This window comes from Variovorax gossypii, from assembly GCF_003965815.1.
Lineage (GTDB): Bacteria > Pseudomonadota > Gammaproteobacteria > Burkholderiales > Burkholderiaceae_C > Variovorax > Variovorax gossypii.
In genome coordinates this window covers 585309-599003 of the sequence record NZ_RXOE01000001.1, presented here as the reverse complement: position 1 = coordinate 599003, position 13695 = coordinate 585309, and the positions used below count along the sequence as shown (strand labels likewise).

Annotated in this window: 15 protein-coding genes; 10 read left to right on the top strand and 5 right to left on the bottom strand. The window is 66.0% G+C overall.

Features of this window, described 5'->3' with window-relative positions:
- The first annotated feature begins 10 nt into the window (after positions 1 to 10).
- The 10 genes from EJP69_RS02715 to EJP69_RS02670 all read left to right on the top strand — a co-directional run bounded on the left by EJP69_RS02715 (position 11) and on the right by EJP69_RS02670 (position 7702).
- Positions 11 to 307 (top strand): hypothetical protein, encoded by a 297-nt coding sequence (locus EJP69_RS02715; protein ID WP_126468645.1) that lies wholly within the window; start codon positions 11 to 13, stop codon positions 305 to 307.
- 146 nt (positions 308 to 453) lie between these two features.
- Complete coding sequence (locus EJP69_RS02710) at positions 454 to 663, top strand: Flp family type IVb pilin (RefSeq protein WP_126468644.1); 210 nt, start codon at positions 454 to 456, stop codon at positions 661 to 663.
- Positions 664 to 771: 108 nt separating this feature from the next.
- Positions 772 to 948, top strand: a complete 177-nt coding sequence (locus EJP69_RS02705) for a Flp family type IVb pilin (RefSeq protein WP_126468643.1) — start codon at positions 772 to 774, stop codon at positions 946 to 948.
- A 39-nt stretch (positions 949 to 987) separates the two neighbouring features.
- Positions 988 to 2259: a pilus assembly protein TadG-related protein gene (locus EJP69_RS02700; protein ID WP_126468642.1), complete on the top strand. Its 1272-nt coding sequence runs from the start codon at positions 988 to 990 to the stop codon at positions 2257 to 2259.
- A 16-nt stretch (positions 2260 to 2275) separates the two neighbouring features.
- Positions 2276 to 2734 carry a TadE/TadG family type IV pilus assembly protein gene (locus EJP69_RS02695; protein WP_093307138.1) on the top strand — a complete coding sequence of 153 codons (459 nt, stop codon included), beginning with the start codon at positions 2276 to 2278 and terminating at the stop codon, positions 2732 to 2734.
- On the top strand, positions 2731 to 3162 hold the full coding sequence (locus EJP69_RS02690) for a TadE/TadG family type IV pilus assembly protein (protein WP_126468641.1): 432 nt from the start codon (positions 2731 to 2733) through the stop codon (positions 3160 to 3162). Before EJP69_RS02695 ends, EJP69_RS02690 begins: the two co-directional genes overlap by 4 nt.
- Positions 3163 to 3184: 22 nt before the next feature.
- Complete coding sequence (locus EJP69_RS02685) at positions 3185 to 4336, top strand: CpaE/TadZ family protein (RefSeq protein WP_126468640.1); 1152 nt, start codon at positions 3185 to 3187, stop codon at positions 4334 to 4336.
- Between the two features lie 42 nt (positions 4337 to 4378).
- Positions 4379 to 5749: a TadA family conjugal transfer-associated ATPase gene (locus EJP69_RS02680; protein ID WP_126468639.1), complete on the top strand. Its 1371-nt coding sequence runs from the start codon at positions 4379 to 4381 to the stop codon at positions 5747 to 5749.
- A 34-nt stretch (positions 5750 to 5783) separates the two neighbouring features.
- A complete protein-coding gene (locus tag EJP69_RS02675; RefSeq protein ID WP_126468638.1) occupies positions 5784 to 6776 on the top strand; it encodes a type II secretion system F family protein in 993 nt (330 codons plus the stop codon).
- 11 nt (positions 6777 to 6787) lie between these two features.
- Entirely contained in the window at positions 6788 to 7702 is a 915-nt protein-coding gene (locus tag EJP69_RS02670; protein WP_093195166.1) for a type II secretion system F family protein, read from the top strand.
- Positions 7703 to 7777: 75 nt separating this feature from the next.
- Here EJP69_RS02670 and EJP69_RS02665 read toward each other — a convergent pair whose 3' ends face one another.
- The 5 genes from EJP69_RS02665 to EJP69_RS02645 all read right to left on the bottom strand — a co-directional run bounded on the left by EJP69_RS02665 (position 7778) and on the right by EJP69_RS02645 (position 13611).
- Entirely contained in the window at positions 7778 to 8464 is a 687-nt protein-coding gene (locus EJP69_RS02665) for a response regulator (protein WP_126468637.1), read from the bottom strand.
- Between the two features lie 64 nt (positions 8465 to 8528).
- Entirely contained in the window at positions 8529 to 10211 is a 1683-nt protein-coding gene (locus tag EJP69_RS02660) for a sensor histidine kinase (protein WP_126468636.1), read from the bottom strand.
- Positions 10212 to 10526: 315 nt separating this feature from the next.
- Positions 10527 to 11024, bottom strand: coding sequence for a hypothetical protein (locus EJP69_RS02655; protein ID WP_093195163.1), 498 nt, complete (start codon positions 11022 to 11024; stop codon positions 10527 to 10529).
- Between the two features lie 341 nt (positions 11025 to 11365).
- A complete protein-coding gene (locus tag EJP69_RS02650; RefSeq protein ID WP_126468635.1) occupies positions 11366 to 12766 on the bottom strand; it encodes a DUF5666 domain-containing protein in 1401 nt (466 codons plus the stop codon).
- A gap of 14 nt (positions 12767 to 12780) precedes the next feature.
- Entirely contained in the window at positions 12781 to 13611 is an 831-nt protein-coding gene (locus EJP69_RS02645) for a DUF6502 family protein (protein ID WP_093307143.1), read from the bottom strand.
- Between the last annotated feature and the right edge of the window lie 84 nt (positions 13612 to 13695).

Genomic DNA, 13695 nt, shown 5'->3' with positions numbered 1-13695 from the left:
GAGCACCGTCATGTTCATCATCAGATCGACCACCGTCGCGCTCGTCTGCCTTCTCGGCGCCAGCTGCTCGACCGTCACGCCCAACTACGACGCGCGCTTCGGCGACGCGGTGCGCGACGCCAAGAAGAAGATGACGATCAACCCGAATGCCGGCAAGAACGGCGACCCCGTCACCGGCATGGACGGTCGCGCCTCGCGCGAGGCGATGCACCAGTACCAGGAGTCGTACAAGACGCCGCCGCCGGCGGTCAACGTCATCAACATCGGTGGACAGATCGGCGGACAGGGCGCCGGCAGCTCGAAGTGATGCACGCACACATTGCATTAGCCAAGCCCGCTTCCTCGGGACTCACGCGGAAAGGAGAGTGACACGAATCGAAACGAACTTTCTTCCCTCATTCATGTTTTCTCGAACCTGATCTCCAACCGTTCAAACATCGAAAGGAACGAATCATGCAAAACTTTCTCAAGGCCATCGGCCAATCGACCCAAGGCTTTCTGCGCGAAGAAGAGGGCGCCCAGGTCGTCGAGTACGCACTGATCATCGCGGTCGTCTCGATCGCCCTGGTCGTTGCACTGAAGGGCCTCACGGCCAACAACGGTGGTTTCACGAGTTTCATCACTCGCGTCACGACCTGCCTGACGGGGACGAACTGCCAGTAAGCAGTCCTTCGGGGAGGGAAGCGGGTCCATGTCACATGGCCCGCTTCGTTCCACCTTCCCGTCCACTCCCACGCATTCTTCGTCAACAACGAACCGGGGTTCATCATCATGTTCAAGTCATTTCTGACAGACGAGAGCGGTGCGCAAGTGGTCGAGTACGCACTGATCATCGCCGTGGTTTCCATCGCGCTGGTGGTCGCACTGCAAGCGTTGTCCGGCGGCACTGCTCTGGGCGCGCTCATCGACCGTGTCACGACCTGCCTGGGCGGCACGAGCTGCACCTGACCCGCCGCTCCGCGCGCTCACTCAACCAGGGAGCTGACCATGTTCACCTGCCGCCAGCACCGCCGCCAGCGTGGCGCGATGATCGTCACAGCCGCGCTGATCTTGCTGTTTCTGATGGGGTTCATGGGCATCGCCCTGGACTTCGGGCACCTGTTCGTGGTCAAGGCCGAGCTGCAGACAGCTGTCGACAGCTGCGCCCTGTCCGCCGCGCGTGAGCTCGACGGGCAGGGCACGGCGATCACCCGTGCAACGAGCGCTGGCCAGACCGCTGGCAATGCGAATCGCGTGAACATGCAGTCGAGCACCTGGAGCGGGCAGGGCCAGATCGTCGCGGCCGACATTACCTTCCGCGACGCGTCTTACGCCACCACCACCTCGCCCGCCCTGGCACGCTACGCACAGTGCGTGCATACGCAGGCCAACATCAACATCTGGCTCATGAAGGCGATGGGCGCCTTTTCGGGCGACACGGCCGGCAACCCCGCCACGCGCAGCGTCACCGCGAGAGCGGTCGCCACCCGGGCAAGCGCGCAGACCGCGTGCCCCATTCCGGTCGCGGCGAAGCCCAAGGCGGGCGGCACCGCGCCGAACTACGGTTTCGTGCCAGGCGAATGGGTGACGCTCATCATGGCGCAGAACGCAGCCGCGGGTGGCCAGATCGGCTGGGCCAACCTCGACGGCAGCAACAGCGCCTCGGAGACCGAAGCCGAACTCAACGGCCGCTGTGGCGCCAGGGTCGGCGACACCATCGGCACTCCTGGTGTGCAGACTTCGGTGGCCGATGTCTGGAACCAGCGCTTCGGCATCTACAAGAACAGCGGCGATCCGAGCGTGGCGCGGCCCGACTACACCGGCTACGCCTACACCTCGCTCAACTGGCCTGCGCAGTTCAATGCCTACAACGGCACGCCAGGCGCCGGAGCACCCGCCAGCGCACAGAACTTCGTGACCAAGCGGGCCTCCTTCGCGTCGTGCGCCGACACCGGCACGAAGGTGAAGGGCGCGAACAGCTGCGAATCGATCACCGGGCTGTCGCTCAACAGTTTCCAGAAGCTGGCCAACCCGGGCAATGTCGCCGGAGGCCACATGCAGTACGGCCTCGACCGCCGCTTCGTGACAGTACCGGTCATCGACGGCGGCAACCACGTGATCGACTACCTCTGCATGTTGATGCTGCAGCCGCTGAGCATCCCGATGACCGACGTGCAGCTCGAGTTCCTCGGCAACGCCGGTGCCACCGGCAGCCCCTGCACCACCAGCGGGCTCGCGGGCGGATCGGCCGGCCCGCTGGTTCCGGTCCTGGTGAGATAGGAACAGGAGGCACGCCATGAAGCCATCTCGTCGCGTACAGCAGGGCGTAGCGCTGGTCGAACTGGCGCTGATCATCCCGCTGCTGCTGTTGCTGACCTTCATCACCACGGAATTCGGCCGCGCGATGTACGAGTACAACGCGGTGGTCAAGTCGACGCGCGACGCGGTGCGCTACCTGTCGGTGCAGACGCAGGGCACTCACATCACCGAGGCACAGAACCTGATCGTGTACGGCAACACGGCCGGCACCGGGTCGCCGGTGGCGCGCGGGCTTAGCCTGTCGAACGTGCCGGCCGGAAGCTGCTGCACCTGGCAGTCGGCCGGCGCGAATCCGATCATCACCACGGTGACGGTGCGCGTCACCGGCTACACCTTCCATTCGCTGTTTCCCTCGGTGATCGGCGTGGTCTTCGCCAACTCCAGCGGCAACATCGTCTTCAGCGACATCACCGCCAGCATGAGGGCGCCATCATGAGAAGAAACCGCACCACCGGCGCGACCACGGTCGAGTTCGCGCTCGGGCTGATCATCTTCCTCATGTTCCTGCTTGGCATCGTGGACTTCGCCCGCATGCTGTTCACATGGAATGCGGCCCAGGAGGCGACGCGCGCCGGGGCCCGATACGCGGTGGTGTGCGACGACACCGCCCAGCAGGCGCTCGTGCTCGCGCGCATGAAGGCGCTGCTGCCGCAGATCAGCACCGTGTCGGTGGCCTGGGCGCCCGCGGGCTGCACCGCCGCCACCTGCCAGGGCGTCACCGTCAGCATCACCGGACTCAACTACCAGTGGATCTCGCCGATCGCGAGCGCGACCGCTCCGCTGATCCCTATGCCGGGCTTCTCCACCTACCTGCCACGCGAGGTCATGCGCAAGGACCCGAACAGCGCGGCCATCTGCTCCTAGCCATCAACGCAACGGACACACCATGAAGATCGCCATCATCTCTCCCAACCCCAACCACCTGCAGGACATGCGCAAGGTGCTGGAGGCGCGCTCGCACACCGTGTCGCTCTTCGAGGGCGGCAAGAGCCGGATGCAGTGGGCCGTCGAGAAAGCCTCGCCCGACCTCGTGCTGGTCGACGGCATGTGCTGCGACCTCCAGGAGCTGGCGGTGATCGAGAAGCTCACGCTGCGGCACCCGGCGATCGCGGTGGTGCTTCTCTGCGCGATGCAGACGCCGGAATTCCTGATCCACGCAATGCGCGCGGGAGTTCGCGAGGTACTGCCGTCGCCCGCGGACACCACGGCGCTGGAAGCCGCCGTCGAGCGCATCGCGCTCAAGATGGCCGGGGCCCAGGCGCGCGCCCCCGGGCAGGTGGTGGCCTTCATGCCGTGCAAGGGTGGCAGCGGCTCGACCTTTCTCGCGACCAACATCGCCTACCAGCTCTCCAGGGAGCGCTCGGTGCTGCTGATCGACCTGAACCTGCAGTTCGGCGACGCGCTGTCGTACGTGAGCGACCTTCGGCCGAGCTCCACGATGGCGGACGTTGCCCGCGACATCGGCCGCCTCGACGCCTCGCTGCTCGCGGCGAGTGTGGTGGCGGTGTCGCCGGGCTTCAGCATTCTTCCGGCGCCGGAGGATCTTTCCCGCGCGATGGACGTGAAGGCCGAGCACATCGACGCGATCCTGCAGGTTGCGCTGGGCGTGTACGACTTCGTGATATTCGACCTCGGCCCGCGCATCGACACGCTCTCGATCCGCGTGCTGGACCGCGCCGACCGCATCTTCCCCGTGCTGCAGCCGAGCCTGCCCCACATCCGCAACGTGACGCGGCTGATGCAGGTGTTCAAGTCGCTGGGCTATCCGCCCGCCAAGGTCGAGCTGCTGGTGAACCGCAGCGCCGGCGGCGGCGAGATCGGCCTGTCGGACATGCGCCGCTCGCTGGTGGGCGCGTCGCTCACGATCGTGCCCGACGGCGGCAAGGACGTGGACGCGTCCATCAACCGAGGCGTGCCGCTGGCCGAGATGTCGCGCGGCAGCGCGCTGGCCAAAAAGCTCGCCGACATCGCCCACTCGCTCAGCCCGCGCCAGGAGGCGGCGCCCGGCTTCATCGGACGGCTGTTCCGCCGCGCGTAAGCAAGCATCGGTCAACCCATTCAACAGCAAGGCAGGTTCCCCATGTCATTCAGAGAACAGCTCAATGCCATCGAAGCCGACGTCGGCACGCACTCGGGAGGGCCGGCCGTCGAGCATGCGGCGCCGCCCTTCGCCTCGGATACCTACAAGTTGCTGAAGGAGCGCATGCACCTGAAGCTGCTCGAGCGCTTCGACCTCGCGGCGCTCGAGACGCTGAAACCCGACGTGCTGCGCCAGGAAATCTCCACCATGACCACGCGGCTGCTGCAGGAGGAGCCCGAGGCGCTCAACGACATCGAGCGGCGCACACTCATCCGCGATATCCAGCACGAAATGCTCGGCTTCGGGCCCATCGAGCTGCTGATGGCGGACCCGTCGGTCTCGGACATCCTGGTCAACTCGCACGAGAAGATCTACGTGGAGCGCCGGGGGCGGCTGGAGCTGACCAACGTCAGCTTCACCGACGAGAAGCACCTGCTGCGCATCATCGACAAGATCGTCTCGCTGGTGGGGCGTCGCATCGACGAGTCGAGCCCGATGGTCGACGCTCGGCTGCCAGACGGATCGCGCGTCAACGCGGTCATCGCGCCGGTGGCGCTGGACGGGCCGATGATGTCGATCCGGCGTTTCGCGAAGATCCCGCTGCGCATGGAGAACCTCGTGAACGAGCTCAAGACGCTGACGCCGCAGATGGCGCAGATGCTCGAGGGCCTGTCCCAGGCGAAGGTCAACATGCTCATCTCCGGCGGCACGGGCGCCGGCAAGACCACGCTGCTGAACATCCTCTCGGGCTTCATCCCGCCGACCGAACGCATCATCACCATCGAGGACGCGGCCGAGCTCCAGCTGCAGCAGCCGCACGTGGCGCGCATGGAGACGCGGCCGATGAACATCGAGGGCAAGGGCGAGATCACGCAGCGCGCGCTGGTGCGCAACGCGCTACGCATGCGGCCCGACCGCATCGTGATCGGCGAAGTGCGCGGGGCCGAGGCGGTCGACATGCTTCAGGCCATGAACACCGGCCACGAGGGCTCGCTCACCACCATTCACGCCAATACGCCGCGCGACGCGCTGGCACGGCTGGAGAACATGATCGGCATGGCCAACCTGAACCTGCCGCACCGCACGGTGCGCCAGCAGATCGCATCGGCCATTACCGTGGTCGTGCAGGTGCTGCGGCTGGTGGACGGGCGGCGCAAGGTCACCAGCATCCAGGAGATCACCGGCATGGAAGGCGAGGTAGTCACCATGCAGGAGATCTTCAGCTTCCGCCAGACCGGCATGGGGCCCGACGGCCAGGTGCGCGGGTATTTCCATGCGACGGGTGTCAGGCCGAAGTTCGCGGAGCGGCTGCATGCCTACGGCGTGGACCTGCCCGACACGATCTTCGACCCCGACAAGCACTACGAATAACCAGGAACAACCATAGAGCCAACAGGAGGCCGCCATGCTCAACAACCTGGGGGGCAATACCCTCATCACCGTCACCGTGCTGGTGTTCGTGACCGTGCTGCTCATGCTCGAGGGCTTCTACATGCTGTGGCGGTCCTACAAGGGGCCCGAGGCGCGCAAGATCGAAAAGCGGCTGCAGGCGTTCTCGGCAGCGACCGACCACACGCCGCAGGCCCACCTGGTCAAGGAGCGCATGCTCAGCGAGGTGCCGTGGATGCAGCGCATGCTGCTGACGCTGCCGCGGGCGCACCGGCTGGATCGCTTCATCCTGCAGGCGGGCCTGGACTGGACGGTTTCCAGCTTCCTGCTGGTTTCCTGCGTGCTGGGCGTGTTCGTGTTCTTCGCGCTGATGCTGGTCGTGCGCGAGTCGCTGCTGTTCGCGTTCGTGGCCGGCGGCTGCGCGGCTATGCTTCCGGCGATCTACCTGCAGCGCCAGCGCAGCCGGCGGCTGACTCGTATGGAAAAGCAGCTGCCCGAGGCGCTGGACCTGGTGACGCGGGCCCTGCGCGCGGGGCATTCGTTCGCCAGCGGCGTGCAGATGATCGGCGAGGAAATGGCCGAGCCGATCGCCAGCGAGTTTCGCATGGTCGCCGACGAGGTGAACTTCGGTGTCTCGCTGCAGCAGGCCCTGACCAATCTCAGCGAGCGCGTGCCGCTCACCGACCTGCGCTACTTCGTGGTGTCGGTGCTGATCCAGCGCGATTCGGGCGGCAACCTGACGGAGGTGCTGACCAACCTCAGCCGGCTGATCCGCGACAGGCTCAAGCTGCTCGCGCGGGTGAGGGTGCTGTCGTCTGAGGGGCGGCTGTCGGCCTGGATCCTGAGCCTGATGCCGTTCGCCCTCGCGGCGCTCGTGAACATCTTCAATCCCGAATTCATGGCACCGCTGTGGACTGACCCGATCGGCCAGACGGTGCTCAAGTACATGCTGGTGGTGATGCTCATCGGCATCGTGCTGCTGCGCAAGATCGTGAAGATCCGCGTCTGAAGGAGAAAGCCATGACCATGCTGTTTCCCATCCTCGTATTCCTGACCGTGTCGCTGGCGATCATCGGCCTGGCGGTGTGGCTGTCTCCCACGCGTACCGAGCAGCGCCTGCAGGCGATGGCGGGGCCCGCGGGCAAGTCGGCTTGGACCGAGACCGCCGTCAAGCTCGTCGGTCCCTTCGCGCAGCTTTCCTCGCCCACCAACGATGCCGAGCTGTCGCCGCTGCGCGTGCGTTTCCTGAACGCAGGCATCCGCTATCCGGACGCCTATCTCGTCTACTTCGGCATGAAGACGCTGCTGCCGCTGGGCTTTGCCGCGCTCGCCTTCGTCGGGCTGCGGGCAACCGGAACGGCGGATGACGGCACGGTGCTGATGCTGCTGCTCGCGCTGGCGGCGCTCGCCGGCTGCTACCTGCCCAACCTGGTGCTGCGCCTGCTCATCCGCGCGCGCCGGCGCGAGATCTTCGAGAACTTTCCCGATGCCGCCGACCTGATGCTGGTGTGCGTCGAGGCCGGGCTCGGCCTGGATGCCGGGCTGGTCAAGGTCACGGACGAAATCCAGGTGAAGAGCAGGGCGCTGGCGCAGGAACTGCACTGGACCAACCTGGAGATGCGCGCCGGCGGCACGCGCGAGAAGTCGCTGCGCAACCTGGCACTGCGCACGGGCGTGGAAGAGATCGGAACCTTCGCGACCATGCTGACCCAGGCGGACCGCTTCGGCACGAGCATCGGCGAGTCGCTGCGGGTTTTCTCCGACGACCTGCGCCACAAGCGCCATGTGCGCGCCGAGGAACTGGCCGCAAAGGTGCCGACCAAGATGCTGGTGCCGCTGGTGCTGTGCATCTTCCCGTGCATCTCGCTGGTCATCCTCACGCCTGCGGCGATCCGCGTGGTGCGGATGATCATGCCGATGCTGAGCGGGACTTGAGCAGGAACTGAGCGCCTTTCGGGGCGCTTTCCGGATTCATCACGCCGCGCCGGCATCCGGCGCGGCGTTTCCGTTTCAATGCTGCACGGCGTCGAGCTGATGCTTCACCGCGTAGATGTACAGCTCGAGACGGTTCGAAACACCGAGCTTCTGGTAGATCGAGGTGAGGTGGTTGCGCAGCGTGTGCTCGGTGACGAAGAGCTTCGCGGCCAGTGCCTTGTTGGAGGCGCCGCTGCCGGCGACGACAGTGTTGATGATCTCGCGTTCCTTCTGCGTCAGGCTCGCTCGCCTGGAAGCTTCGGGATCGGCCTTCTGCGGCTTCTTCACCGCCGTGAGCTCGTAGAAGACGCGGCCGATGGACTGGGCGTCGACGCAGAGCTCGCCGTTGTAGACGCGCTCGATGGAGTCGATCACCTGCTGGGCCGGGGCGTCCTTGCGCATCACGCCGCGCGCGCCGTGCAGCACCGCGAGGTCGAGCGTGCGCTGCTCGCGCTCCGCAGTGAGCACCACGACGCGAGACACCTCGTTCGACACGAGCTTCGGCAGGATCTCGAGGGCGCAATGGCCGTCCAGGTCCAGGTCGAGCACGATGACGTCGGGCGCGAGGCTTGCCGATGTCGCCACCGCGTCTTCGCAGCAACGGGCAGTGCCCACCACCTTCATGCGCGGATGCTCGCCATCGATCAGCCTGGACAGGCCCCACAGCATGGTCTGGTGGTCGTCCACGAGCAGGACGCCGATGGGATGAGCAACTGGTTGCATGGTGGGCTCCTTGACTTGTCTTTTCGTCAATGCAGTGCTTGCTGCACGGGGATGCTGTTTTTTCTCAGATGGGAATCTCGACCAGCACCGCAGTGCCGCCGCTTTCGCACTGGCGGACCTGCGCGCGCCCGCCGAGGGCCGTGGCGCGTTCGGTGATGGAATGGGGGCGGAACTGCGTGAAGCTCTCCTCGCAGGCCTCGTTCTCGATGCTCAGCTGCAGCCGCCCGTTCCTGCAGGCGATGTGGACGCTGCCGTGGCGTGCCTGGGTGTGCTTGCAGATGTTGTTGAGGCCTTCGCCGACCATCTGCAGGACTTCCGCGCTCACCCGATCGTCCAGCTGGAGCGGGCCGTCGACGGCCACGGCGATGTCGATGCCGTAGAGCCCCTTGATCCGCGCAGCCTGGCGGTGCAACTGGGGCAGCACCAAGCCGCAGGAGTTGTTCGCGCCTTGCCGGACCTCGCCGGCATAGCGGCGCAGGTCGGCGATGACGCCCTCGGCCACGCTCGCGAGCTTGTCGAGGTCTTCGCTCAGAGGGTTGTCGGCGGCTGCCTTCCTGCGCAGCGCGCACAGGCCCATGCGCAGGCCGATGTACGGCTGCACCGCCGTATCGTGCAGGTCGAGCGCGAACTTCAGGCGTTCGGCCGAAGCGGCCTCGGAGGCCATCCGGTCGAGCACCTCGATGGTCTCGATCGTCGGGAAGATCTGCTCCATGAGGTGCGAGAGGAACAGGGCGTCGGACTTGTTGAAGAGCCCGTCGCGCGAAGACACGAAGACCCGGCCCTCTCCCAGCCGCATCGGCAGCGGAGCGCTGATGAAGGCGCGGGCTTCAAGCATGTCGGCGATGGCCTCGCAACGCTGGGCGCCGTCCTCGTCCTCCGGACGCCAGCCGTCCGCGCCGGCTTCGAAGACATGGCTCTGTGCGTAGAGCTGGCTCAGGGGCCAGGGCAGGTGGTTGCTGAGCACCGTGCAGTCAGCCGGCAGCGTCATCAGCGGGGACTCGGCGATGCGGCCGATCGTCTCCACGCTGACGTGCTCGCAGGTGTCGTCCTTGCGCAGCGTGCGCAGGGTCCAGTTGCCGGTGGAGGTGTCTCGCGTGAGCAGGATGCAGTGGCTCGCCCTGAAGAAGGCCAGCGTCTTCTCCATCGTGCGGGCGATGGTGCGGCCGGCGCCGAAGCGCGGGTTCGACAGCTGGCTGACGTCGCCCAACAGGGCCAGGCGCCGTTGCAGGCTGAGCTTCGAGCCGCCCCAGTGCACGATCATGTGCCCCAGCGCAAGCAGGAAGGTGCTGCGCATCAGCAGTTGTGGTGCTTCGTCACCGGTGCTCGTGGCAAGGCCGCAGGCGGCGAACGAGGCGACGGATGCGACCGTGACCCGGGCGCCTTCCTCGAAACCCCAGCGGAACGAGGAGGTGAGGATCGCGAAGAAGTAGAAGAGGAAGAAGAGGCTCTGTACGCCGTCGGTCACGAAGATGATCAGCGTGAACCACAGCACGTCGGACCAGTGGATGACCTTGCCCCGGAAGTACGGGCGACCCATGCGCGTGCACGCATAGACCAGCAGGCTGTGCAGGACGTACCCTGAAAAGGCCAGCCAGACGGCGCTCTGGATCTGCTGGCGGTACTCCCCGGCGTCAACGACAACGGCCAGCAGTGCCGAAACCGACAGCACCAGCCGCATGCGAGCCACCATGAGCGCATCCGCGCCGACACTCGCGTCGACGTCGGGGGCAGTGGAGCGGGCCAGCATGGGGAAGATTCCTTGGCATGAGGCGTGTCACGCCAGGCCGACCAGGCGGAGGTGGGAGGGGCGGCTCGACGGTGTCATTTTGGAATACTTTCTTCGCACCTGAAAGCAACGTATGTGAAGGTTTCACATTACTACTTTGGTAGTCGAAAACAATGGGGGTGACCGCATCTGCCCATCTTGTGACGTTTGTTGCATCAAGTAACATATTTGGATTTCCCCCTGGTTCCGAGCGCTTCTGTAGAGGAGCGGCCGTCCTTCAGTCGGGGAGAAGTACGAGATTTGCGGGTACCCGATCAGTGCGATGCAACAAGGCCGTTATTGAGCTACCGGAGTTACACCCCGCCGCCCGACCAGCGCCGTGCGGCCCAGAGGTGTAACTCGCAGGACGACAGCCTGCCTGAACTTCTGCTGGCTCTGGCGGGCCCGGCAGGTCGGGGGAAGCGTGGCTTCGACCATGCCGGCGGCGTTCAGGACGGCCACGGAATTGATCCCGGCCGGGTCGTCGATGCGAAGAGGGAAGACCGAATTGCCGATCTTGCGCAGGTAGTCGAGCGGCATGACAGGCCACTCCTGCTCGTCGGAAGAGGCGGCGCAGCGGCCGCTTTTCAGGCTGGCGATCTCCGCGTGGCCTTCATCAGTGATGGCGAACACCACGGCGCTCTCGTACTGCTGGTAACCGAAGTGATCGAGATGGAATTCGGCTTCGACGAGCCCGGTCGCCAGCAGGACCGAGGCGTTCCTGATGTCCGGGTCGGAAGTCAGCGTGACCGGAAACTTCTCATGAAGAAGCTGGAGGAGGAGGTTGAGCGGCATACATGCTCCTATCTGCACCGTATGTGCACGTCGAGCCGTGGGGGAGGAGAGACCAGCTGAAAATGCCGCCGGAGCCCCCGGTTCGCATCACCTCCTGGACGCCGCTTCAAGGCGTGTGACGACACTGCGGCCTGAAAGCCGCAGCGGTACGGATCCTGTTCGCCACGAGGTTCGGGAGCCATTTGCGGTTGAAATGTGAATTTTTCACTTTAGTGATTTCGTTGTACATCAACCGCATGTCCTTGTCGAGGGGACATGTTCCGCGAACGAAATTTCCGGGTGGATAGAGCGAGCAGAACAGGGCGCCCGAGCAATGCGGGCGCCCCCTGTGACGGGCCAGGTCAGGGCGTGAACGTCACCCGCTGAGCGATCAGTACGCCGTCGACCACGCGGTCTCCCACGACGGTCACGCGCCGGCCGTTGGCCAGGTCGGAGACGGTGCCATTCTCGAAGAGGACGCCGCTGCCACCGGCGTCGACCGGCTGGCCGCGCACCCGGAAGTCGGCGGCGGAGTGGTATGCACCGATCGCCCCGATCAGCGTGAACGACGCCGGCCCGCCAGTGCCCGGCACATTGCGAATGCGCAGCTTCTTCACCACCAGCACGCCGCCCGACATGAAGCCGTCCACCTCGACCTTCACGCCGTTGCCGAGCGAGTTCGCGGGGCCGCCGGTGATCTGTCCGTTGGTCGCGTCGACAGGCGTGCCCAGCACCTTGAACGAGCCGCGCGAGACGAAGTCGGTGATGACACCCGCCAGCTGGACGGCGATGCCGTCGCTCACCGGAATCGCGTACCAGCCCTGCACGGTCGTCGCGATGAGCACGCCGGCGGCAGGCGAGGCGGTACCCCGGACGCGCACGATGACACCGTTGGCGAGCGCCGAAGCGTTCATGCCCGAGAAGGCCGTCGTTGCGTAGTCGATCGTCAGTTGGCCGAGCGTGAAGGTCTTGTGCAGCGTGTCGAGGTTCTGCACGGTCCCCGTGACCAGGGGCGCGTTCAGCGTGGGAGCGACCTGGATGCGCGTGGCGCGCAGCGCGCCCGGTGCGCTGGGCAGGCCCCACACCTGGACGATGCTTCCCGCGCGCACGTCCGCCAGCCCGTCCGCATCGCCCCAGACGGTGGCCGAGTCGATGCTGACGACGGTACCCATCACCACGAAGCTGCCGGCCGAGGTGTCGATGCCCGAGGCCTCGCCCCGCAGCTCGGCCGCCGACTGGACCTGCGTGGCGACCCCGCTGGTGAAGTTGGCGTCGACCTTGCCGGCGACGCGCGCGCTCATGCCGATCTGCAGTTCGCTGGCGTCCTCGATGGTGAAGGTGGCGCTGTCGGTGTCGTAGCGCAGCCCGTTGAGGATGATGCTGCCCAGGCCGTCCGCCGCGCCGATGCCGGCGGCGTCCGCAGTCACGCCGGTTCCGCCCGACCCCACGCCGGAGCCGTCGGTGCCGCTGTTGCCGGCGGTGCTCGTTCCGCCGCCCGCGCTACCGGTTCCGCCGCTGCCACCGTTGCCGCCAGTGCTGCCGCCACTGCCCGTCCCGTCGGAGCCCGTTCCTGTTCCCGCGGCGGCATCTCCTCCGGTGCCTGCCACCGCCGCATTTCCCGTTGCAACGCCAAGACCAGCCGACAGGCCGCCGGCGCTGCTGCCGTCGCCTCCGCCACCGCCGCACGACAGCAGCAGCGCGATGAAGCCTGCGGACAGGAGGCCGAGCATGAAACGCCGCCAGGGTGTCTTGATCTTGTTCATGGCGTGGCTCGCTTTCAGTCAGGTGGTCTGGGAGGTGGCGCCGGCACGTTCTCGACGTTCTCGTCCTGGTAGTAGGTGTAGATGCCGACCCTGATGCGCCCCGTCGAGCCGGAGGGGGCGCGGTCGACCGCCTGTGTCATTTCCTGCGCCAGCTCATGGTGCAGGGCGGCCCACCGCTCCCTGACCAGCCGCTGTATCTGCTCGCATTCCTGCAGCGTGAGCCCGCGCGCGTACACCGCGCGCTCAAGCATCCTGGGCTCGTCGCCCAGTGTGTTGGAGACGGCCGCCAGCAGATGGTCGCGGCCGTTGTCGCCCAGGAAGGCGAGCATCGACTGCAGGTCTTCCACCGGCACGAAGCCGTCGGTCGTGAGTTCGACCACGCCTTCTTCCTCGCTCACCATGTTCAGGCGCACCAGCTCGTCGAGGATGGTGCGGTGATGCACGTCGCCGCGGCTGCTCATGCGCGCCACGGCCTCGAAGGAGGGCGTGGCGCTGCCTGCCGTGATGGGCAGGCGCCGGAAGGAGTCATTCTGCGTAAGCATCTGCAACCACAACGTGAAGGTCTTGGCTGCAGCCGACAGCTCGGTGTGGGGCAGGGGGTCGGAAGTGGCCCGTACCTTGGCGGTCACCGCCTTGCGGTTCAGGCCGGTCGTGATGGAAAGCTGGCTCAGGTTGGGCCTGGGCACGCCCTGGGCACGCCAGCTCCGCTGCGCCTCCTCGATCAGCAGGTCGCGCAGCAACTCCTCCAGGTGGGGATGCTTGACCCCCATCGCGAGGGCAAGCCTTACCACCGGGCGAAGAATGCGGGCACAAGCAGCGAGGGCCCAATCCAGCCGGCGTTCCATGAAAGCGAGCGCTATTCCATAAGGTACGTTTGAAAAGGGGTCCGCGGCGCCTGCCGCCAACGGACGGTTTGCACACTATTGTCC